General features: G+C 62.4%; 21 protein-coding genes. 11 read left to right on the forward strand and 10 right to left on the reverse strand.

The features are described 5' to 3' along the window. The first annotated feature begins 119 nt into the window (after positions 1-119). From dnaE to A9K68_RS17235, 3 genes are all read left to right on the forward strand, one after another. On the forward strand, positions 120-3599 hold the full coding sequence (gene dnaE, locus A9K68_RS17225; RefSeq protein WP_203546847.1) for a DNA polymerase III subunit alpha: 3480 nt from the start codon (positions 120-122) through the stop codon (positions 3597-3599). A gap of 180 nt (positions 3600-3779) precedes the next feature. Continuing rightward, a complete protein-coding gene (locus A9K68_RS17230) occupies positions 3780-4790 on the forward strand; it encodes a methyltransferase (protein ID WP_065009626.1) in 1011 nt (336 codons plus the stop codon). A 104-nt stretch (positions 4791-4894) separates the two neighbouring features. After that, entirely contained in the window at positions 4895-5695 is an 801-nt protein-coding gene (locus A9K68_RS17235; protein WP_065009476.1) for a potassium channel family protein, read from the forward strand. A 104-nt stretch (positions 5696-5799) separates the two neighbouring features. On the opposite strand, the gene A9K68_RS17240 is transcribed toward A9K68_RS17235, so the two are convergent. Next, positions 5800-6681 carry a DMT family transporter gene (locus tag A9K68_RS17240; RefSeq protein WP_065009477.1) on the reverse strand — a complete coding sequence of 294 codons (882 nt, stop codon included), beginning with the start codon at positions 6679-6681 and terminating at the stop codon, positions 5800-5802. 182 nt (positions 6682-6863) lie between these two features. Here A9K68_RS17240 and A9K68_RS17245 point away from each other — a divergent pair, with 182 nt between their 5' ends. Next, entirely contained in the window at positions 6864-7370 is a 507-nt protein-coding gene (locus A9K68_RS17245) for a hypothetical protein (RefSeq protein ID WP_029353042.1), read from the forward strand. A 91-nt stretch (positions 7371-7461) separates the two neighbouring features. Here A9K68_RS17245 and A9K68_RS17250 read toward each other — a convergent pair whose 3' ends face one another. Continuing rightward, entirely contained in the window at positions 7462-8790 is a 1329-nt protein-coding gene (locus tag A9K68_RS17250; protein ID WP_065009478.1) for a DNA polymerase IV, read from the reverse strand. A 67-nt stretch (positions 8791-8857) separates the two neighbouring features. Here A9K68_RS17250 and A9K68_RS17255 point away from each other — a divergent pair, with 67 nt between their 5' ends. The 3 genes from A9K68_RS17255 to A9K68_RS17265 all read left to right on the forward strand — a co-directional run bounded on the left by A9K68_RS17255 (position 8858) and on the right by A9K68_RS17265 (position 10835). Continuing rightward, positions 8858-9433 (forward strand): GNAT family N-acetyltransferase, encoded by a 576-nt coding sequence (locus A9K68_RS17255; RefSeq protein WP_065009627.1) that lies wholly within the window; start codon positions 8858-8860, stop codon positions 9431-9433. A gap of 148 nt (positions 9434-9581) precedes the next feature. After that, positions 9582-10313: a DUF6065 family protein gene (locus A9K68_RS17260; protein WP_065009479.1), complete on the forward strand. Its 732-nt coding sequence runs from the start codon at positions 9582-9584 to the stop codon at positions 10311-10313. Between the two features lie 111 nt (positions 10314-10424). After that, a complete protein-coding gene (locus tag A9K68_RS17265) occupies positions 10425-10835 on the forward strand; it encodes a hypothetical protein (RefSeq protein WP_156768401.1) in 411 nt (136 codons plus the stop codon). Positions 10836-10856: 21 nt separating this feature from the next. On the opposite strand, the gene A9K68_RS17270 is transcribed toward A9K68_RS17265, so the two are convergent. The 3 genes from A9K68_RS17270 to A9K68_RS32315 all read right to left on the reverse strand — a co-directional run bounded on the left by A9K68_RS17270 (position 10857) and on the right by A9K68_RS32315 (position 12494). Then, positions 10857-11642, reverse strand: coding sequence for an anti-sigma factor (locus A9K68_RS17270; RefSeq protein ID WP_065009481.1), 786 nt, complete (start codon positions 11640-11642; stop codon positions 10857-10859). After that, a complete protein-coding gene (locus tag A9K68_RS17275; RefSeq protein ID WP_029353034.1) occupies positions 11639-12181 on the reverse strand; it encodes an RNA polymerase sigma factor in 543 nt (180 codons plus the stop codon). Before A9K68_RS17275 ends, A9K68_RS17270 begins: the two co-directional genes overlap by 4 nt. 187 nt (positions 12182-12368) lie before the next feature. Beyond that, positions 12369-12494, reverse strand: coding sequence for a hypothetical protein (locus A9K68_RS32315; RefSeq protein WP_280950354.1), 126 nt, complete (start codon positions 12492-12494; stop codon positions 12369-12371). A 138-nt stretch (positions 12495-12632) separates the two neighbouring features. Here A9K68_RS32315 and A9K68_RS17280 point away from each other — a divergent pair, with 138 nt between their 5' ends. Together A9K68_RS17280 and A9K68_RS17285 are read left to right on the forward strand one after the other, a co-directional pair. Further along, positions 12633-13739: a S8 family serine peptidase gene (locus A9K68_RS17280; protein WP_246811176.1), complete on the forward strand. Its 1107-nt coding sequence runs from the start codon at positions 12633-12635 to the stop codon at positions 13737-13739. Between the two features lie 224 nt (positions 13740-13963). Continuing rightward, a complete protein-coding gene (locus tag A9K68_RS17285; RefSeq protein ID WP_065009483.1) occupies positions 13964-15457 on the forward strand; it encodes a hypothetical protein in 1494 nt (497 codons plus the stop codon). A 24-nt stretch (positions 15458-15481) separates the two neighbouring features. Here A9K68_RS17285 and A9K68_RS17290 read toward each other — a convergent pair whose 3' ends face one another. Continuing rightward, the gene (locus tag A9K68_RS17290) at positions 15482-15781 is read right to left on the reverse strand and encodes a DUF3572 domain-containing protein (RefSeq protein WP_065009484.1); all 300 of its coding nucleotides are present in this window, start codon (positions 15779-15781) and stop codon (positions 15482-15484) included. A 249-nt stretch (positions 15782-16030) separates the two neighbouring features. Between A9K68_RS17290 and A9K68_RS17295 the strand changes: the two genes are divergently transcribed. Further along, the gene (locus tag A9K68_RS17295; protein WP_287247952.1) at positions 16031-16387 is read left to right on the forward strand and encodes a response regulator; all 357 of its coding nucleotides are present in this window, start codon (positions 16031-16033) and stop codon (positions 16385-16387) included. Positions 16388-16420: 33 nt separating this feature from the next. Beyond that, complete coding sequence (locus tag A9K68_RS17300) at positions 16421-17794, forward strand: PleD family two-component system response regulator (RefSeq protein ID WP_065009485.1); 1374 nt, start codon at positions 16421-16423, stop codon at positions 17792-17794. 381 nt (positions 17795-18175) lie between these two features. Here the strand turns inward: A9K68_RS17300 and rpmG are convergent, their stop codons facing one another. From rpmG to A9K68_RS17320, 4 genes are all read right to left on the reverse strand, one after another. Continuing rightward, positions 18176-18343, reverse strand: coding sequence for a 50S ribosomal protein L33 (rpmG, locus tag A9K68_RS17305; RefSeq protein ID WP_006201775.1), 168 nt, complete (start codon positions 18341-18343; stop codon positions 18176-18178). A gap of 185 nt (positions 18344-18528) precedes the next feature. Then, on the reverse strand, positions 18529-18987 hold the full coding sequence (locus tag A9K68_RS17310; RefSeq protein WP_065009486.1) for a hypothetical protein: 459 nt from the start codon (positions 18985-18987) through the stop codon (positions 18529-18531). Between the two features lie 105 nt (positions 18988-19092). Continuing rightward, positions 19093-20268 (reverse strand): MFS transporter, encoded by a 1176-nt coding sequence (locus tag A9K68_RS17315; RefSeq protein WP_065009487.1) that lies wholly within the window; start codon positions 20266-20268, stop codon positions 19093-19095. A gap of 21 nt (positions 20269-20289) precedes the next feature. Then, entirely contained in the window at positions 20290-21024 is a 735-nt protein-coding gene (locus A9K68_RS17320) for an NUDIX domain-containing protein (protein WP_065009488.1), read from the reverse strand. Positions 21025-21063: the final 39 nt, after the last annotated feature.

Raw genomic sequence — 21063 nt, forward strand, 5'->3', positions numbered from 1 at the left:
GACTCGCATCATCCGGTGCCGGACAATACATCTTCATCGGCTGAGTCCTTTCAAGCGGCGCTAAAAAAACGATGGCAAATGAGACACTTCCACGCGACCCATTGCGGCGTGAGGCCTTCATGAAGGCATCGCGGCCGGAAGCGCCTGCGCGGCCGTTCATTCATCTGCGCGTGCATTCGGCCTATTCGCTGCTCGAAGGCGCACTGCAGCTGGGCACCGTTGTCGGCCATGCGGTGAAGGATGACGCCCCGGCCATCGCCGTCACCGACACCAACAATCTATTCGGCGCGCTCGAATTTGCGCAAAAGGCGGTAAAGGAGGGCATTCAGCCGATCATCGGCTGCCAGACCGCTCTCGCCTTTTCCGGTGAAGCCAGCGACAGCCAGCGCGACCGCAGACGGCAAGGCCCGGAAATGCGGCCCGTGGTCCTGATCGCGGGGACCGAGGCCGGCTACAGCAATCTGGTCAGGCTGGTCAGCCGGGTCTATCTCGAAACGCCGCCCGGCGAGGCCGTGCATCTGACGACCGAGATGCTGCACGGCAATTGCGACGGCCTGATCTGTCTCAGCGGCGGGCCGCGCGGCCCGATCGGCAATGCTCTGAAAGAGGACCGCCGCGACCTCGCCGAGACGCGGCTTTTGGCGCTCAAGGCGCTGTTCGGCGACCGGCTCTATGTCGAGCTGGAACGGGTTTCCGGTTATGACCGCGCCATCGAAAAATCGTCAGTCGACCTCGCCTACATCAATGACTTGCCGCTTGTTGCCACCAACGAGGCGTTTTTCTCCTCGCGCGACGACTATGAGGCGCATGATGCGCTGATCGCCATCGCCGAAGGTTCGGTGGTCGCCGTGGACAATCGCCGGCGCCTGTCGCCCGACAATTTTCTGAGAAGCCAGGCTGACATGGCGAGGCTGTTCGCCGATCTGCCGGAAGCGATCGACAACACCGTCGAAATCGCGCTACGCTGCTCCTACTATCCCAAGACCCGCAACCCGATCCTGCCCCGCTTTGCCGGCGGCGACGTCGCCGACGCCGATGCGGCGGTGAAGGCGGAGGCGCAGGAGCTTGCCAGACAGGCGCATGAAGGGCTGGAGGCGCGGCTCGCAGCGCACGGCCCGACCCCTGGCTACACAGCCGAACAATATCGGGAAAGGCTGGATTTCGAGCTCGGGGTCATCGAGAGGATGAAATATCCCGGCTATTTCCTGATCGTCGCCGACTTCATCAAATGGGCGAAGGCGCAAGGCATTCCGGTCGGGCCGGGCCGCGGATCGGGCGCCGGCTCGCTGGTTGCATATTCGACGACCATCACCGACATCGATCCGCTGCGCTTCTCGCTGCTGTTCGAGCGCTTCCTCAATCCAGACCGCGTGTCGATGCCCGACTTCGACATCGATTTCTGCCAGGACCGGCGCGAGGAGGTCATCCGCTACGTCCAGCAGAAATACGGACGCGACCAGGTCGGCCAGATCATCACCTTCGGCACGCTGCAGGCCCGCGCAGTGCTTCGCGATGTCGGCCGGGTGCTGCAGATGCCCTATGGCCAGGTCGACAAGCTCTCTAAGATGGTGCCGTCGAACCCAGCCAATCCGGTCAAGCTCGCCGACGCCATCGCCAACGAGCCGCGCTTTGCCGAAGAGGCCGAGCGGGAGCCGATCGTGCAGACACTGCTCGACATGGCCCAGAAGCTGGAAGGGCTCTACCGCCACGCCTCGACGCATGCCGCCGGCATCGTCATCGGCGACCGGCCACTGTGGGAGCTGGTGCCAATGTACCGCGACCCGCGCTCCGACATGCCGGTCACCCAGTTCAACATGAAGTATGTCGAGCAGGCCGGGCTGGTGAAGTTCGACTTCCTCGGCCTGAAGACGCTGACGGTGCTGGAGACCGCGGTCAAGCTGATCCGCCGCCGCAGCATCGAAATCGATCTCGCCCACATTCCGCTCGATGACCCCGATACCTATGCCATGCTGTCGCGCGGCGAAGTGGTCGGCGTGTTCCAGGTGGAAAGTGCAGGCATGCGCAAGGCGCTGATCGGCATGCGCCCCGACTGCATCGAGGACATTATCGCGCTGGTCGCGCTTTACCGGCCGGGGCCGATGGAGAACATCCCGACCTACAACGCCAGAAAGCATGGCGAGGAGGAGATGGCGTCGATCCATCCAAAGATCGACCATCTGGTGAAGGAGACGCAAGGCGTAATCGTCTACCAGGAACAGGTGATGCAGATCGCGCAGGAGCTTGCCGGCTATTCGCTGGGCGAAGCCGATTTGCTGCGCCGCGCCATGGGCAAGAAGATCCGCGCCGAGATGGACAAGCAGCGCGAGCGCTTTGTTTCGGGCGCGGTCGAGCGCGGCGTCGGCAAGCCGCAAGCCGACTTCATTTTCGACCTGCTGGCAAAGTTCGCCGACTACGGTTTCAACAAGTCGCATGCGGCCGCCTATGCCGTCGTCTCCTACCAGACGGCCTATCTGAAGGCGCACTACCCGGTCGAGTTCCTGGCCGCGTCGATGACGCTCGACATGGGCAACTCCGACAAGCTCGCCGATTTCCGCCAGGATGCGCTGCGCCTCGGCATCGACGTCGTGGCGCCGTCGGTGATGTCAAGCTTCCGGGCCTTTGAAGTCGGCGAGAACCGGATCTTCTATTCGCTGGCCGCGCTCAAGGGCGTCGGCGACGCGGCGGTCGAACATATCGTCGCCATGCGCGGCGGGAAACCGTTCAAGAACCTCGCCGATTTCTGCGAAAGGGTCGATCCGAAGATCGTCGGCAAGCGCGTCTTCGAAAGCCTGATCATGGCCGGCGCGCTCGACTGCTTCGGCCACGACCGCGCCGCGATGATGGCGGGCGTCGAGCGGATGATGGGGCTGGCGTCGCTGGCGCAGCAGAATGCAATGTCGGGCCAGCACGACATTTTCGGTGCTTCGCTCGGCGCACAGTCGCAGGCGCTCAACCTGCCGGCGACCGACCCGTGGCTTGCCGCCGACCGCCTGCACCGTGAATTCCAGGTGGTCGGCTTCTATCTCTCCGCGCATCCGCTGGACGAATACAAGGCGGCGCTGCAGAAGATGCGGGTGCAGAACTGGGCCGAGTTCTCGGCCGCGGTCAAACGCGGTGCTGCCGCCGGGCGGCTTGCCGGCACCGTCACCACCAAGCAGGAGCGCAAGACGCGCACCGGCAACAAAATGGGCGTCGTGCAGTTCTCCGACACGTCGGGCCAGTATGAAGCGGTGCTTTTTTCCGAAGGTCTGGCGCAGTATCGCGACCTGCTCGAGCCCGGCCGATCGGTGGTGATCACCGTTTCGGCCGAGGACAGGCCCGAAGGCGTCAATCTGCGCATCCAGACGGTGCAGTCGCTGGAGGACGAGGCGAGCCGCATCCAGAAGGCCTTGCGCATCTTTGTCAGGGATGACCGACCGGCGTCGGCGATTCAATCGCAGCTTACCCAGCGCGGCGATAGCCAGGTGAGCATTATCGTCATCAAGGATGAGGCGCAGGGCGAGGTCGAGATCGAACTGCCCAACCGTTACCGCGTCTCGCCGCAGATCGCGTCGGCCATGCGCGCGGTGCCGGGCGTGGTCGAAGTAGAGCTGGTGTGAGCTAACGGGATTGGCACAACCTCGTGTGTTTGGACCGTGTTCCGCCAAGCCAGCGCCAGCATGCTCAGCGCCGGATTGGCTGGTGACATTGCCACTGGTATCGTGAGGTCGGCCCGCCATGCCATCAACTCGTCTTTTCGGTTGCTGGCCTGGCTCTTTCGGCCGCCGGGGGAGAGCCTCATGGACGAGCGGACAGCTGCTGCCGAACTCCAGAAAATGGTCAATGGGTTCCAGGTATCTCAGGCGGTATGCGTCGCCGCCACACTGGGCATCGCAGACCATCTCAAGGACGGAAAACGCACCAGCGGCGAACTTGCTGCGTTGACCAATACTCATCCGCAAGCGCTCTACCGGCTGCTGCGCGCCCTGGCATCGGTCGGCGTGTTCCATGAAGCGGAAGACCGGTTTTTCTCGCTGACCCCGGTTGGCGTCGCGTTGCGATCCGATGTTCAGCATTCGGTCGCACCGTGGGCGATTCTGGCCGGACGGCCGTGTTTCCGTCAGGCATGGAGCGATCTGCTGCACAGTGTCAGCACCGGCGAAAATGCCTTTCGCCACGCTCATGGCAAGGGCGTTTGGGAATACCGGGCGGAGCATCCGGGAGAGTCCGTCATCTTCGACCGGGCGATGACGGCCATGTCGCGTGGCGTCGCCGCCGCGGTGATCGCGGCCTATGACTTCCGGCCGTTCTCTGTTGTCATGGATGTCGCGGGCGGGCAGGGCGCGCTGCTTGCGGAAATTCTCTGCCGCAATCCCGGCCAGCGCGGCATTCTTTTCGATCAGCCGCAGGTCGTGGCGAAGGCCGGCCCGGTCTTTGACGCCGCGGGCGTGGCCGATCGATGCGACATCGTCGCCGGCGATTTCTTCCTCTCGGTGCCCGAGGGCGCCGATGCGGTTGTGCTTAAATGGATCCTGCATGACTGGGACGACGACACAAACATCCGGATCTTGAAAACCTGCCGCCGGGCGATGCGCCCAGACGGCAAACTGCTGGTGCTTGAGAGCATTTTGGCGCCGCCCAACGAAGGCGCCGGCGCAAAATTCGGCGATCTGAACATGCTGGTCATGCCGGGCGGGCAGGAGCGCACGGCAGAAGAATTCGAGTTGCTGCTTGCGGCGTCGGATTTCCAGGTCGCCAATATCGTTGAAGCTGGACCTCGCATCAGCATCATCGAGGCGGAACCGGTCTGATCGCTTTCCGGGTCTGAAACGCTCCGGATGTTCTCAAGCCACAGCGGCTTCACCCTGCTCTGCCCCACTGGACGGCTGTCGCAGCGAGCGTTATCGCAGTTGTCATGAAGGCGCCAGACAAGGACGGAGCTCGGGATTCAGCCTTGACGCGGCTGCGCGGCACGCTGCGTAAGCTCTATCACGGGCGCACGCCCGCGGCTTTCCGGTTTCAACTGGTCGCGATCATCATCGACCTTGCCATCATCGCCTTCTTCATCGCCACACCGGTGATCCAGGAGTCGCCTTCGTTCCTCTGGCTCGATTATTCCGTGGCAGCGCTTGTCGCCGCCGACATGATTGCGCGGCTGCTTGCCTCCAACGACATGCTGCGCCTGATGAAACAGCCCGCGTCGTGGGTCGATGCATTTATCCTGCTGACGCTGCTGATGCCTTCAGCGCTAGCCAATCTGGGCTTCCTGCGCATATTGCGGCTGTGGTCGCTGTCGCGCAGCGGCGCGCTGTGGCGGTATCTTGAGATGCGCGGCCTCAAAAAATGGCGCGAGGCGAGCCACGCAGTCATCAATCTCCTGACATTCCTCCTTGTCATCACCGGTTTTGTCTACACCTTCTTCTTCCGCACTGGGGCCGGTCTCGAAGGCTATGTCGACGCGCTTTATTTCACCGTCGCCACGGTGACCACGACCGGCTTCGGTGACATCGTCCTGCCGGGTATCGCCGGCAAGCTCACCGCCATCGTCACCATGATCATCGGCATATCGCTGTTCGTCAGGCTGGCGCAGGCGCTCTTCCGTCCCAACAAGGTGTTTTTTCCTTGCCCGCAATGCGGCCTTCAGCGGCATGAAGCCGACGCCGTCCACTGCAAGGCCTGCGGGCATATCCTCAACATCCCCGACGAAGGCGACTAAGATGCGAGGTGGAGCGCGGTTTTGGTGGAACTAAAACCGCGCTCTAATTCTTTGCTTTCACGCATTTTGTCGGACGCCAAACGAAGATGCTTGGCTGCAAAATGCTAAGACGCTGCCACTTCCGCTGGTTTGCTCGCTTTTTTCTGCAGATTGAGCAGATTGCCCAACAGGATCAGCAAGGCGCCGCCGGCGGTGAAAGCATCGATCTGCTCGTGGTAGAGCAGCCAGCCGATCAGCGCTGACAGCGGCACGCGTAGAAAGTCCATCGGCGAGATGACGGTCGCGTCGGCATAGGCGAGCGCGCGGGCCATGCAGAAGTGCGACGACATGCCGGTGAAGGCGATCAGGAGGATCCACGGCCACAGTTCGAGCGGCGGGTTGCGCCATTCGTAGAGCGCCGGGATAAGGCCGAGCACCGACTGTATGACCAGCATCCAGAAGATGATGGACACGATGCTGTCCGTCCGCGTCAGCGATTTGACCAGGACCACAGATATGCCGAAGCAGACCGCGGCACCCAGCACGACGATATGTCCCGGATCGACGGAGCCGACGCCCGGACGGACGATGATCACCACACCGATCAGTCCGAGCACGATGGCCGCAAGTCTTGGCCGGCTTAGTCTTTCACCAAGAAAGCCGACCGCCAGAATGGCCGTCCAGATCGGCGTCGTGAATTCGATGGAGATCAGCACGGCCAGCGGGATCAGCGTCAAGGCGTATAGCCATGCCGCCTGGCCGACAAAATGGACGACATTGCGGGCGATATGAGCCAAGGGGCGTTTGGTGCGCATTGCCGCAAAACCGCCTGATATCATCACCAGCGGCAGGAGGATGAAAAGGCCGATCACCGAGCGCAGCTCCAGCACCTGGAATACGTTGAGCTCGGCCGTAGTGGCGCGGCCGGCGACCGACATCGTCAGAAACGATGCGATCGACAGCGCCATCCAGAACGCGGCCTTGGGGATCGAGGGTGAGGGTGCCATGCGCGCTATGTCGCAAGCCGGGACTTTCACCGCAACCGCTAGTCGACGCATTCGGCTGGGCCAGAAGCGTCGTGTTGCAAAACGGTCATGTTGAAGGCGGAACCTGCCGTCACGGCGGGCGTTGGTCCAACAGCCAGTTCATTGGAAATATCGTCGTTCCGATATCAACGAGGAGAGATCCCATGAAATCATTTGCACGATTTGTACTTGCCGGCTGCCTGACGGCTGCGGCTGGCGCGGCTCATGCCGACGAGGCCGATTTTCTCCGCTCGTTCGAGGGAAACTTCGCCGGCAAGGGGACCGTCAAGGTAACCACCGAGGCGCCGACGGTGAGCGTCTCCTGCCGCTTCAATTCCGACGCGACATCGAGCTCATTGTCGCTGGACGGCACCTGCCGCGGTCTCGTCGTGGTGACGCGCGCCATCAGTGCCGATCTGAAGTCCCGCGGGACGAAGTACACCGGGACCTATGTCGGGTCCCGCACCGGGCCGGCGCAGCTCAGCGGCAGGCGCTCAGGCAATGCGATCAATCTCGGCATCCGTTGGGCGAAGGAGGTCAACGGCGATCGCACGGCGCAAATGACGGTCGAGAAGAACGGCGAGGACGGCATGCGGCTGACCGTTATCGACGTCGATCCGAAAACCGGCGAGCGCGTTTTGACCAGCCGGATCGACTTGAGGCGCATCTGACAGCCGCTCTATCTTTTTGTTTGAGCATGATCTTTTCCGAACTGGATTCCACTTTTCGCTTAAGCGGACCTCTCTCGGTTCAGAATCATGCTCAGTCCTCGATCGGCTCGGGCGGGTGGGCGTTGCGGCCCTTGCCGAAGGTGTAGCCGGTCTCCACCGCCCTGCGGCCGAATTTGTCGCGTAGCGTGTCGATGGCGCCTTCGGCCATGGCGCGCTTGCGCGACTGAATATCGACGAGGTCGGGCGGATCGGCCTTGTCGTCATTCGAGAGGTCGCTCACACCGATGCCGAGCAGCCGGTATCTCGTGCCATCCGCCTCCTTGCGCAGCAGTTCGAGCCCGGTCGAAAAAATGCGGTCGGCCAGCCGTGTCGGATCGCCGAGTTGGCGGTTGCGCGTGCGGGTCTTGAAATCCTGGGTCTTCAGCTTCAGCACGACGGTGCGCCCGGCAATGCCGGATTTCTTCAGCCGCCCCGAGACCTTTTCCGACAGCGCCCTCAGCACCGAAACCAATTCATCCAGGGACGCAATGTCGGTGTCGAAGGTGGTCTCCGCCGAGACGCTTTTCGCATCCTGGTCGGGATGGACGCGGCGCTCGTCCTCGCCGCGTGAAAGATGGTAGAGCCGGTCGCCCATCACGCCGTAGCGGCGCATCAAGTCGTTGCGCTCCAAGCGCTGCAATTGGCCGATGGTGCGGATGCCGTCCCGTTCAAGCGTGGCGGCGAAGGCTTTTCCCACGCCCCAGATCAGCGTCACCGGCTGCCCGGCCAGGAATCCGGTCGCCTCGGCCTCGCCGATTACCGAAAAGCCGCGCGGCTTGCGAAAGTCCGACGCCACCTTGGCCAGGAACTTGCAGTAGGAAAGGCCTGATGAAACGGTGATGCCGATCTCTTTCTCCACGCCCAGCGCGAAGCGCGCCAGCACCACCGCCGGCGGCAAGCCATGCAGGCGCTCGGTGCCGGCAAGGTCCAGAAACGCTTCGTCGATGGAGATCGGCTCGACCAGCGGCGTCAGCGCCTGCATCATGGCGCGCACCTCGCGGCCGACGCGTGCGTATTTTTCCATGTCCGGCGGGATGACGACCGCTTCCGGACAGGCTTCGAGCGCCTTGAACATCGGCATCGCCGAGCGCACCCCGTGGATGCGGGCGATATAGCAAGCGGTGGAGACGACGCCGCGCTTGCCGCCGCCGATGATCAACGGCCGGTCCTTCAGCGCCGGGTTGTCGCGCTTTTCGACCGCCGCATAAAACGCGTCGCAATCGATATGGGCAAGATGCAGCCGGTAGAGCTCCGGATGAAGGGCAAGCCGTGGACTGCCACAGCGTTCGCAGCGCCGTGCCTCGCTGCGCTGGAAGGTCAGGCAGTCGCGGCAAAAACCGTGATCGGGATTGTTGACAGAGGCCGCCATCGCTGCGAACATAAAGAGAACATAGGCAATGGTACGTCAGGACGGACGCCACGACAAGCGGTGGGCCGGGAGAGAGCTCGTGAATACGACCATAGCGCCGCTGGTGCCCGAGCTTTGGGCTGATTTCGAAGATCTTTTCGGTAAGCAAGGCGCCTGCTACGGCTGCTGGTGCACACATTTCCGGCTGTCGCCGGCAGCGCGCCGCGCCAGCAACCGGGAGCGCAACAAGGACCACATCAAGGCGCGGATCGAGGCCGGGCCGCCACCTGGCCTGCTGGCGTTCGAGGATGGCAAGGCGGTCGGATGGATGCAGATCGGCCCGCGCGCCGACGTGCCCGAATGGAACAATAAGGGCAGGGGGTCGGCGCCGGTCGATCCCGCCGACGCCACGGATCCGGGCGTCTGGGCGATCTCATGCTTCTTTATCCGCGTCAAGGCGCGCGGCAGGGGCGTGACGCACCGGCTGGTCGAACGCGGCATCGAGTTTGCTCGCCAGAATGGCGCGCGGCTGGTCGAGGCGTGTCCGATCGACCTGTCGAAAGATTCGCGTTCGATAGGGCTGTTCGTCGGCTCGTCGCGGGTCTTCGAGAAAGCCGGCTTCGAGAGGCTGGTCGAGCGCAAGGCGGGCCGACCGCTGATGCGATTGGTGCTTTAATCAGTGTGCTGTGCGCGCCGCTGCCGCGACGGTCGCTCGGCGGCGGCCAAATCTCGTAGCCGGCCTGCATAATCAGACGGTTGACATCCAGCAGGAATAAATCCGCCTGCGGCCCGTTCCTCCTCGGATTTTTCCTTGGAGGCTATCGATGTTCCATTTTTCCCAGACTTCTCGCTTTTCCCAGAAGACCACTCGCTCGATCCGGTTTGTCTGTCGGCCGGAAGATTATGGCGTCATCGCGCCGCCAGTAGCAGCCAAGACGGTTCTGCCGGACTGGTTCCGCAAATTGCCGGCAGTCGATTCGCAGCAAGCGTCGGCCACCAACAATGGTCTGACCGTCAAGCGCTGCATGCCATTTCTCGATGCGATGACAACCGGCTGGATCCTGCCGCTCGCGGCGACCGTCCGCCTTGAGGTCAAGGACGGCGGCCGCGTCGTCGATGCCGGCTGGGAGTTCGACAGGGTGATGGTGAGCAATCATGGCGCCCATCAGGTCGCCGGCAACCCGAAGGAACCGGCACCCCCATGTAAATTTCACAACTACTGGTCGATACGGACCCCGCCGGGCTGGAGTTGTTTGTTCCTGCCGCCGCTCAACAGGCCGGCTCAGCCTTTCGAATGCGTCGCCGGCATCGTCGATACCGATAGGTACGCAGCCGACATCCATTTTCCGTTTTTCGCGACCGCGCCTGATGGCCTGTACGTCATCGAAAAGGGCACGCCGCTCGTCCAGGTCATACCGGTTCGACGCGAAGGCGCGGCACTCAAGGCCGAGATCCGGGCGGAGACGGGAGCCGAGGCGACGGAGCGCGAAACTGTCTATCGCAACACGATTGCGGGCGAAGGCTGGTATCGCAAATGGGCCCGCGCGGCCCGCTAGACTTTTTTGCGGAGAAGAATGCGAAACGGGGCCGCTAGGCCCCGTTTCTTTGTGAATTGCTAGCGGAACCGCCAGTTGCGCGGACCGCGATCCGAACTGTTCGAGTTCGAATTGGAGGAGCTGTTCGACGATGAGTTCGAATTCGAGTTGCTCGACGAATTGGAGCTGGAGTTCGAACTCGAATTGCTCGACGAGTTGGAGCTGGAATTCGATGAACCGTTGGACGACGAATTGGAGCTCGAATTTGACGAACTGTTGCCCGCGACGATGAAGGCAACTTCGCTTTGGCTGGTCATTGCGGCCGGCGGACCCTCGGTTTCCGGTGACGCCGCGGGATATTCCTTCGCCTGCGCCGCGGTGCTCGCGAGCGCTGCCATTCCTGCGACCAGTGTCGACTTGAGTTTCCAGTGTCTTGTCATGGTAGTTACTCCTTGTTTCAGACTGGACCGGCAGTTGCGGTCCGGCGGAGTAACGGGCGATTGCCGGCTTTATTCCATTCAGAGAAAGCCGGATTCCATTTAGAGAACGGGGGCCGTTGCAGCTTCACTTCCGGTCCTTCCGACGGACCTCGGTCAACGCTTGGACTTCCTCCTCGGCTGACATCGGAGCGCCCGCTTCGATCGCCGAAAGATAGGCGTCAAGGGCTTCGGTCGACGAGGCCGGGGCATAGCCTCCGGCGTCGCCGGGGGCTACGACCGCGAAGCTGACGCGCCATTCGTCGCCGGAACGGCAGGCGACCGACACCACCGTGGAGCGGTCCTGCGAGTCAACCTCGAATTCTCGGCACAAATCCTGCGAATTGTTGCGAAAGGTAGCGATTGCCCGGAATCGGTCACTGATCCCGGAGAGCCTGATTTCCTTGCCGGACTCGACCGTTTCAAGGGCTTGGGCCAGGGCCGGCCTAATGACGCCGGCAACCCATAGCCCGCCCTGCCTGCGTTCGTTGGTACCTGCTGCCCAATACCCGGTGAGCGCGCCGACGACGGCCGCCGCGAGAGAGGCGGCAATCGGCAGCCTCCAGTGAGACCTCGATGGAGGCGCCGCGATGCGCCCGCCGCCGAAGGGCAATACCGATGCCGCCTTCTCGACGGCGCGCCTGGCCTCGATCATTTGCTCAACGGCGGCCACAAGTTTTTCGGGAACCGGCTCGTCGAGCAGCGGCTTCAGCGCGGCCTGCGCCTGCGCTCTGGTGTCGATGAACATGGCAACCCTGGTAACCAGACGGTCATCGATCTCCATCGCCTGCTCGATCCTGGCGACCGTCTCCGGATCAAGCTCACCATCGGCGAACCGCATCAGGATCTCGTCCGAAAACGTCTCTTCGGTCATTTGCTAGCCCCTTTTGTGACCGCAGAACGGGTGGGAGCCATGGATATTCCCGTCGCCTCCGCCAGATTCTTTCTCGCCCGGGCCAGTCTGCTCATCACCGTCCCGATCGGCACGGCAAGGACTTCCGCGGCTTCCTTGTAGGAAAGCTCTTCGACACAGACGAGAAGCAGCACGTCGCGCTGATCGCCGGCAAGTTCGCCAATGGCTTGCGCCACGCTGTTCAGCGCCAGCCGCGCCTCCATCTCGCGCTCACCGGAAATGCCGGCGATGTCATGGCGCTCGTCGACATCGTCCTGCGGGCCGGCGACCTTGCGCCTGCGGATGTCATCGATCCACAGATTTCGGAGAATTTTGAACATCCACGCGTCGAAGCGCGTTCCTTGCTCGAAACGCTGCTCGTTGGCGAGCGCCCGTTCGCAGGCTCGCTGAACGAGATCGTCCGCAATATCGCGGGACCGGCAGAGCGCAATCGCGAACCGGCGGAGATTCGGGAGAAAAGCGACGAGCTGGTCTTGGACGCGGTCGGTTTTTTCCGGCATGTTGCTCCAAGTTATTTTGGAATAAAGCGGCCCCGCACCCGTTTCCTCGCAAAGCTAGCTTATTGTCGGATAGGTTCGCTAGCCTCGCGATGTTGAAAATCGGCAACGGCGGAAATGTGAGGGAGATATGGGCGCCACCGCCTGGCTGAGACCAAGAGCCCTGCTGCCATTCTGGGTAGCCGTCGCGTTAATGGTCGATCTTCATCCGACGGGCGGCCTGCTGGTGCTCGGAGAGTTCGGACCAAAATCGGCGTTCGCCGATGATGACGGTGGTGGTGACGATGGTGGTGGTGATGACGGTGGCGGCGGTCAATCCGGCTCGTCGTCTGGTGGATCGGGAGCGATTCCCCGCCGGTCGACCGGAACGAATCTGTTTCGCACGCTGACCGATCGGTTTCTTCCGCGTCCGCCAAGACGCGGCGGCAGGCGCGCGCAACGGCCCGCCCTCCCTTTGCCGTCTCGGGCGCCGGACCAGATCGTAGCGACCGGGCTGAGTTCGGCTGAAATCGGTCGGCTTCAGGCAACGGGCTTCACCGTCCTTGACCGCACCGACATCCAGCTTCTGGGGTCGGAGCTGGTCCGGCTGCGCATACCGCCCAACATGCCGCCGGAGGCTGCGCGCGATCTTGTCATCGACGCCGCTCCGCAGTCGACAGCGGATTTCGTGCATTACTACCGGCCCGGACAAGAAGCCGAATGTGCCGGATCCCACTGCGCCGCCGCAGGCCTGATCGGCTGGCCGACTAATACCGGTCTTCCCGCCGGTTGCGGTGGCAATGTCACGATCGGCCTCATCGACACGGCGATCAATCCTGCGCATGCCGCTTTCGCGAATGGCCGGGTCGAAGTTCTTCGCCTTTCGGACCACGGCTTTCCCGAGTCCGGCCGCCAGCACGGCACCGCCGTCGCGGCGCTGCTCGTCGGCGGCGCCGACAGCCGTACCCCGGGCCTCCTGCCGCACGCTAGGCTCATCGCGGTCGATGCGTTTCACCGGGGCGATCGCCAGGATGACCGCTCGGACGTCTATGATCTTCTTCGCGCACTCGATCTTCTTTCCGTGCGCGGCGTGCAGGTGACGAATATGAGCCTGTCGGGTCCTGCGAATGCTCTTCTCGAGCAGTTTGTCCGAAAACTTTCCGAAGGCGGCATGGTGATCGTCGCCGCTGCCGGCAATGGAGGTCCCAAGGCAGGACCTGCCTATCCGGCGGCCTACGCGGAAGTGATCGCGGTGACGGCGGTGGACCGCATGAAACGCCCCTACAGGCGTGCCGGCCGCGGCGAGCATATCGACCTGGCCGCCCCCGGCGTCGAAGTATGGACGGCCGCGTCGGTCAGCGGCGCACGGCCGAAGACCGGTACCTCCTTCGCGACGCCGTTTGTTGCCGCCGCAGCGGCGTTGATGAAGTCGGCAAACAGCAGCGCCACCGCAGCCGACATTCATGATGCGCTCGGCAAGTCGGCGGAAGATCTCGGCGCGCCCGGCAAGGACGCCGTCTTCGGTTGGGGCCTGCTCAATGCCCGCGCCGCTTGCGTCGACACGCCGAAGAAGGCGATGTGAAGCTCCGATTACGCGAGCTCGTGCTGGGGCGACAGGCTGATGCTCGTCGATGCTGGCGAACACCGCGATCGGGCAGGGCGCATTGCATCAACCACGTCGCGCCGCGCCGCTGCTTCATGAACGGTGGCCGGGACCTAGCGCTCAGGAGGGATTGCACCTTACCCGTTTCGGCTTACGGTTACGATTGGAGTTTTCTACCAGAAGAATAGCAACGGAGATTCTGCGTGAACCGTGTTCTGCCGGCCGTCTTTGTTCTCGCGCTCAGCGCGCCTGCCTTCGGCCAGACCGTCGATGGCGAGGGTGCGAAGCAGCTCTCCGAAAATCTGTCTCGCTACATCGGCAGCAAGGCGATCGACAGCGGTTTCCTGAAAGTTTCCGTGGAAGGCGACGCTTACAAACTCGCCGTCGACTTCAAACCTGTCGTGAACCTGTTGGCGACGCAGCATTCCTTCAAGTTCGACTTCAGCCCCTACGCATTCCTCGTCAAGCCAAGCAGCGGCGGGACGTGGAACGTCTCTGCGGATTTGTCGCCAAGCGGGTCCTTCGAGTTCATGGGGCCGGAAGGCCCGCAGAGCATGCAATTCTCGATCAAAGACAGCAAGTTCACCGGCGTCTATGACACCGAACTGGCGGCTTTCACCAGCGCCACACACTCGACGGCCGGGATGACGATGAAAAGCCGGGACACCATGCAGCGCGCGGAGGTGAGCACCGGCGCCGGTACTGCCACTATGAACGCAACCCAAGCTGCGAATGGCGGCGTGGATTTCACCGCGACGCAGACGATCGCCGATTTTGCCGAAACGCTTGATTTTGACGATCCCAAAAGCGGGCTGAAATTCCCGCTTACAATCAAATCGCCAGAACTGTCGGTGAATGCGACCGGCAAAGGGATGCGGACAAAGCCATTTCTCGATCTGCTGGCATTTGCCGTCGCCAATGAAGACGAGGCCAAACTGAAGGCCAACCAGGCGCAGCTCAAATCGCTTTTGCTCGCCGCGCTGCCGCTGTGGGAGCGGATCGACGGAAGCTACGGGCTCAAGGATGTCAGTGTCGAAAGCCCGGTCGGGCATTTCGGTGCGGCGGAGCTGGGCACCAGCTTCGGGTCCGACGGCATCGCCCAGAACGGAGCAATCAACTATACGATCAAGGCCGCAGGATTGACGATCCCTCCGAATCTTGTGCCCGCCTGGGGTACGGCGCTGCTGCCCACCGACATCAATCTGAATTTCGGCGGCGCCAATATCGATCTCGACAGCATGGCGAAAAAGGCGATCGAAGCCTTTGATCTAAACAACAATCCGCCGCTGCCGGCGGACTTTGGCGATCAGATCAAAGCTGATTTCATGACCAAGACGCCGAAATTTATCATCGGCCACAGCACGGTGAAGAACGGCGACATGGAAATCGCGATGGAAGGCGAGATGACGTTCTCCGGCATGAAGCCGGAGGCAAATGTTACGATTGATATCGCAGGCTACGACAGAATTGTGGAAAGCCTGCAGGCGGCGGCGAAGTCGGAGCCGGAAGCCGCGCAATATGTGCCGGTGGCGCTTGCGATCAAGGGATTCGGCAAGACGCTGCCGGACGGCCGCATCGAATGGGTCGTCAATGGCAAGCCGGACGGTTCGGTCACCGTCAATGGAGTCATGGTGAAGCCGGCCGATCCGGTTGAGAATGATGACGGTGACGACAGCGAAGAAGAAACGACGCCGTAGGCGCTTTGGCGATCCGGTCGTCGCTTATATCGAATGTTCATGGTCATCGTCGCCAAGCGGCAGTGCCCGCAGCGCCTTGCCGACGGCAGCCGGCGGCGTGCCGGTTTCCTCCGCGAACCGCATGAGCGTCGGCTCGTGGGCGAGGATGAACTGCAGCACGCCGGCCAGGAACCCCGGCTCGCCGGCGGCCTGGCGGATGGAATGCGCCTCGATGCCGGTGATCGACAGGAAACGGGGCAGAAGTTCCGGATCGGCGGCGACGAAGCCCAATGCCTCCACGGCAATGGTTTCCGCTTCCTCGCGCATTGACGCTGCGTTTGCCATCGCTACCTTCTTGTGCGGTGAATGAGTCTGTTTTTGGCTGTAATCGCAAGCGTCGCCTGCGGCAAGCCATCTAGCTCTGCAATGCGGAGTTCGCGGTGAAATCCGAAGCTTTTCCGGTAGCCGGTTTCCGTTTCGTCAATTATCTGGCGGTAGAGTGGAGCAGGGTTTGGTGCGTACCGGCGAGGGCGCATGACGGCAACCTTCGAGCGGAAGGCAGGCCGGGACGGGAATTTGATGCCTAAGAAGGTCATGATCGTCGAGGACAATGAGCTCAACATGAAGCTCTTTCGGGACCTCATCGAAGCGAGCGGTTACGAGACGGTACGCACGCGCAACGGCCTGGAAGCGCTGGATCTGGCGCGACTGCACAAGCCGGACCTTATTTTGATGGACATCCAGTTGCCCGAAGTGTCGGGGCTGGAGGTGACCAAATGGCTGAAGGAAGACGACGACCTCCATGTCATACCGGTCATTGCCGTCACTGCATTCGCGATGAAGGGCGATGAGGAGCGTATCCGCCAGGGTGGCTGCGAAGCGTATATTTCCAAGCCGATCTCGGTGCCGCGTTTCATCGAAACCATCAAATCCTACCTGGGCGACGCCTGATGCGCCCTTCCAGCCGAGCCGGAGCTTTATGAGATGACTGCACGGATCCTCGTCGTCGACGACATCCCTGCCAATGTGAGGCTGCTCGAGGTCCGGCTGCTTGCCGAATATTTCGAGGTGCTGACCGCCACGAACGGGCTGGACGCGATCGAGACCTGCGAAAACGGCAAGGTCGATGTCGTGCTGCTCGACGTGATGATGCCCGACATGGACGGGTTCGAGGTCTGCCGGCGGCTGAAGAGCGACCCGGCGACGTCCCACATCCCCGTCGTCATGATCACCGCGCTCGACCAGGTTTCGGACCGGGTGCGCGGCCTCGAGGCCGGTGCCGACGATTTTCTGACCAAGCCGGCCAACGATCTGCAGCTGATGACGCGCGTCAAAAGCCTGGTCAGGCTGAAGACGTTGACCGACGAGCTGCGCTTGCGCGCCTCGACCACGCGCAATATCGGCATCGAGGAGCTGTTGAGCCGCAACTTCGCGTCCGCAGACACCACGCCGAAGGTTCTGCTCATCGACGAGCGCAAATCCTCCTTCGAGCGCGTCCAGAAAATGCTGCGCGGCACCGCCGAACTCGACATCGCCACCGATCCGCATGCCGGCTTCTTCCAGGCCGCCGAGACGCCCTATGAATGCGTGATGATCTCGACGGCCTTTGCCGATTTCGATCCGCTCAGGCTCTGCTCGCAACTGCGTTCGCTCGATCGCACCCGTTTCGTGCCGATCATCCTTCTGGCGCAGGAGGGTGAGGAGGGGCGCATCATCCGCGGCCTCGAACTCGGCATCAACGACTATCTGATGCGGCCGATCGACCAGCAGGAGCTGACCGCTCGGCTACGCACGCAGGTGCGCCGTAAGCGCTACAACGACCAGCTGCGTGCCAGCGTCACCCAGACGATCGAGATGGCGGTGACCGACGCGCTGACTGGGCTGCACAATCGCCGATACCTCGACAGCCACCTGCAGACGTTGTTCGACCGTGCCGTAGCGCGGCGACGGCCGCTGTCGATGATGATTACCGATCTCGACCGCTTCAAGACGATCAACGATGCACATGGCCATGACGGCGGCGACGAGGTGCTGCGCGAATTTGCGCGGCGGCTGCGCAAGAATGTGCGCGGCATCGATCTCGCCTGCCGTTTCGGTGGCGAGGAGTTCGTCGTGGTGATGCCGGACACGGACGGCGCCGTCGCCGAAAAGGTCGCGGAGCGCATTCGCGCCGAAATCGCTCTTATGCCGTTTGCAGTCGGTCACGACGGCAAGACGATCGAGGTTACCGTCAGCGTCGGCGTGTCGTCGGTGCTGAAGGGCGTGGACACGGTTGCCGGGCTGATGAAGCGTGCCGATCTCGCGCTCTACGAAGCCAAGAGCGCCGGCCGCAACCGCGTCGTCGCCAAGGCGGCGTAAGGCCAATTCTCCATTCAGTGCGACAGGGTTACGAATTTACCTTAACGCAAGCGATTCGCCGGGCTTGGTTAAGAAATTGTTGATTTTCACAGGCTGTTGCGCAAATGTGCAGGTCAATGACGGAACCGGCGCGAGGTAGATAGCCGGATCGATCCGAAGAATACCCCATGATTCAGGTCCGCCGCATCTCCTGGGTCCGTGGGGTCGGCCGGCCGGCGCTGGCACATAGTGGCCTCCTCGTACCGCTGCCAAACGCCGACCGGCCCCCAAAACGCATCAAGACTCTGCGACAAGCATTGGACATTTTGGACTTTTTCGAGCCTTGAAAACCAAAACGCCGCCCATAGGGGCGGCGTTTTGGCTTTAAAGCAGGAAACCAGATTACTTGATCTTGGTTTCCTTGAACTCGACGTGCTTCTTGGCAACCGGATCGTATTTGCGGAACGACAGCTTGTCCGTCTTGGTGCGGCTGTTCTTGCTAGTCACGTAGAAGAAACCGGTGTCGGCAGTCGACAGAAGCTTGATCTTGATGTTTGCGGCTTTGGCCATTGTGTTCGTCCGTTATGTTCGTGGAGTTTTGGCCGCTGGAGCACGGGGAAACACCCGGACGCGGGAAACTTGGCGCGACACATAAAGAACGCGCCCGGAAAGTCAACCCCGTGAGGCTTCGGTGCAGTCGCTTGTGCAAGCCGTGGTCAATATCAGAGCCAGCCGGCAGCCGAGCATGTTCCGAACTATGCGTCTTCCCTAACCGGCGGAGCGGCCTTCTTCAAGTCTCCCGTGGTGTTCCACCAGCGGTTCGGGTTGGAGCGGTCGTCCAAGCCCTTGGAGCGGCTGGCGAGGATCGGCTGAATGCGGATCACCGGCTCCTGATAGCTGTGGGCCTGGAATATCGCTTCGACAATGCGGGCGGCCAACGCCTGATCGTCGGGCAGTTCGAACGACACCTCCACCGTGCCATGCCGTCTGCGCAATTCCGTCTCGGCGCCTGCAGCTACGCCTTCGAGTGGCCGGTAGCGCTCGATGCCGTGCGCCGACTGGTAGGCATTGCTGTTGTACTTGCCCATGGTCAGCGGAGCGATCGCGACCACAGCTTCCATGATGCGGTCGACATCGGAAGCCGGCGCTTGAAAGGTCACAAGCAGCAGCAATTCCATCCGCACCGATTTCGTTTCAAACCCGGAGTCGATCATGGCGGCATCCTCAAATTCGTGGCGTGTTGCTGACAATCTACCCAGGTGCTGCTGACACGGTCATGTCAGCAGCCTTGCGCCACATGAGGCATCGATCGGGTCTTTCTACAGGATTTTTCGGGCGAGCCTGGCGCCGACCAGCGCGATATAGAAGGCGAAGAACACGCCGAGCGCCCAGCCGAAGCCGGAGGGTCCGAAAAGGTCCATGCCGATGCCGATCGCCTGCGGGCCGAGCACCATGCCGACACCATAGCAGAGCACGAAGGCAGCGTTGGCCGAGGCCAGGTCGTGACCGGAAAGCTGCGAGCCGAGATGGGCCAGGCCGATCGTGTACATGGCTGCGACCACGCCGCCCCAGACGAACAGAAGCGCCGCCATCAGATGCCAGTCCTGCGCGAAGTGCGGCATGAAGACAGTGCCGGCAAGCCCGATGGTTGCACACACCAGAAGCAGATAACGGCGGTCGCTGACACGGTCGCTGATCATGCCGAGCGGGATTTGCAACAGCACGTTGCCGAGGCCGATCATTGTGAGCAGGAGGGCGGCATCGGCCTCGGAATAGCCGATGCGGTTGCCATAAACGGGGAACAGCGCAAAGCCGCCGGTCTCGACCGCGCCGAACACCAGCACCGCGGCGGTCGCCGTCGGTACCAACCAGATGTAGCGCAGGAAGTTGCTGGTTTCGCCGTTGGAGACGATCGTCGGGCTCTCGTTGCGTGCCGCCAGAACTGGGATGGCGGCCAGCGTCACCAGCGCCATTATCACGCCGAAGGGCAGGAAGCCGGTGCTGCCGAGCTGGGCGAACAGCCACGGCCCGGCGGCAAAGCCGAGGGACAGCACGGTGGCGTAGATGCCGAGGACGAGACCGCGCCGGTGTGGCGGCGCCGATGTGCTGATCCAGAATTCCGACAGGATGAACAGCACCGTCAGCGCGATGTGCAGCAGGACGCGCAGCGGAAACCACATCCAGAAGTCCGGCGCGAAATGGAAGCCGACAAAGGCCAGCACTCCCGTTGCGATCATGGCGAGCATCGTCCAGGCGACGCCGAACCGCATGGCGAGCGGGGTGGCGAGCGGTGCGCCGACGATCGAGGCGAGGCCGGCGACAGCGGTGTTGAAGCCGATCATCGACGCCGAATGGCCGCGCGTTTCGAGAATGACGCTGAGCAGCGGCATGCCGAGGCCGATGGCGATGCCGACGACACTGATCGACGAGATCGCCGCGATCATCGGCAGCCAATGTACGCGTTCCTCGACCTCTTGCTGGGTATCGACCGTCATGGGATGTGAATGCTCTATGCTCTACAGAATTTCGCGAACGAAGCGATTGCGGACAAGCCGGTAGAACGGCACGGAACCACCGGGACGCAGCAGCGGATCATCGACGAGCCGCTTTTCCAGCTCCTCGAGGATGGCCCTGGTGATGTCGGGAATATCAGCTTCTCTGGCCTTGGCGAGCGGCAGCCAGACCAGTTCCTCCAGCTCGTTGGTCGGACCGCCGTCCGGCAACTCGACGGCGACATCATCGCGCCAGGCGCTGAAGAAGCGCGTATCGAAGCGCCGCACCCGGTTTGGCGGCGTGATGGCGCGCGCGATGAAGCGCAGCGCTTCCAGCGAGGGTCTTACGCCGTGCTCGGCAAAACCCTGCCAATCGCGCCTGGTCGTGGCGAAGGCGCCCTTTTGGCCGATCAGCAGGCCGGCTTCTTCATAGGTCTCGCGAATCGCCGACAGGGCGATGGCACGGGCGCGGGCCGGGCTGGTGCGGCCGACGCCGGCGGTCAGCCTCGCCTGTTCCTCATGGTGCAACGCTGTGGCAACGGGAATTCGGCTGTCGGCCGGATCGGTACGACCACCGGGAAAGACGAATTTCCCCGGCATGAAGGCGTGACGGGCGTGGCGCCGGCCCATCAGCACCAGGAACTCGTCGCCCTTGCGGTCGAGCAGGATCAGCGTCGCGGCGTCGCGCGGGCGTATAGGCTTGGCCTCGAGCGCGATCCGCTGAACCTTGTCGACTTCCGCCTTGGTCATAACGTCCATGCGCACGACCTAGCGGAATCTTCTCCGATGCGAAAGTGG

The organism is Mesorhizobium sp. AA22 (genome assembly GCF_001672375.2).
Classification (GTDB): domain Bacteria; phylum Pseudomonadota; class Alphaproteobacteria; order Rhizobiales; family Rhizobiaceae; genus Mesorhizobium; species Mesorhizobium wenxiniae.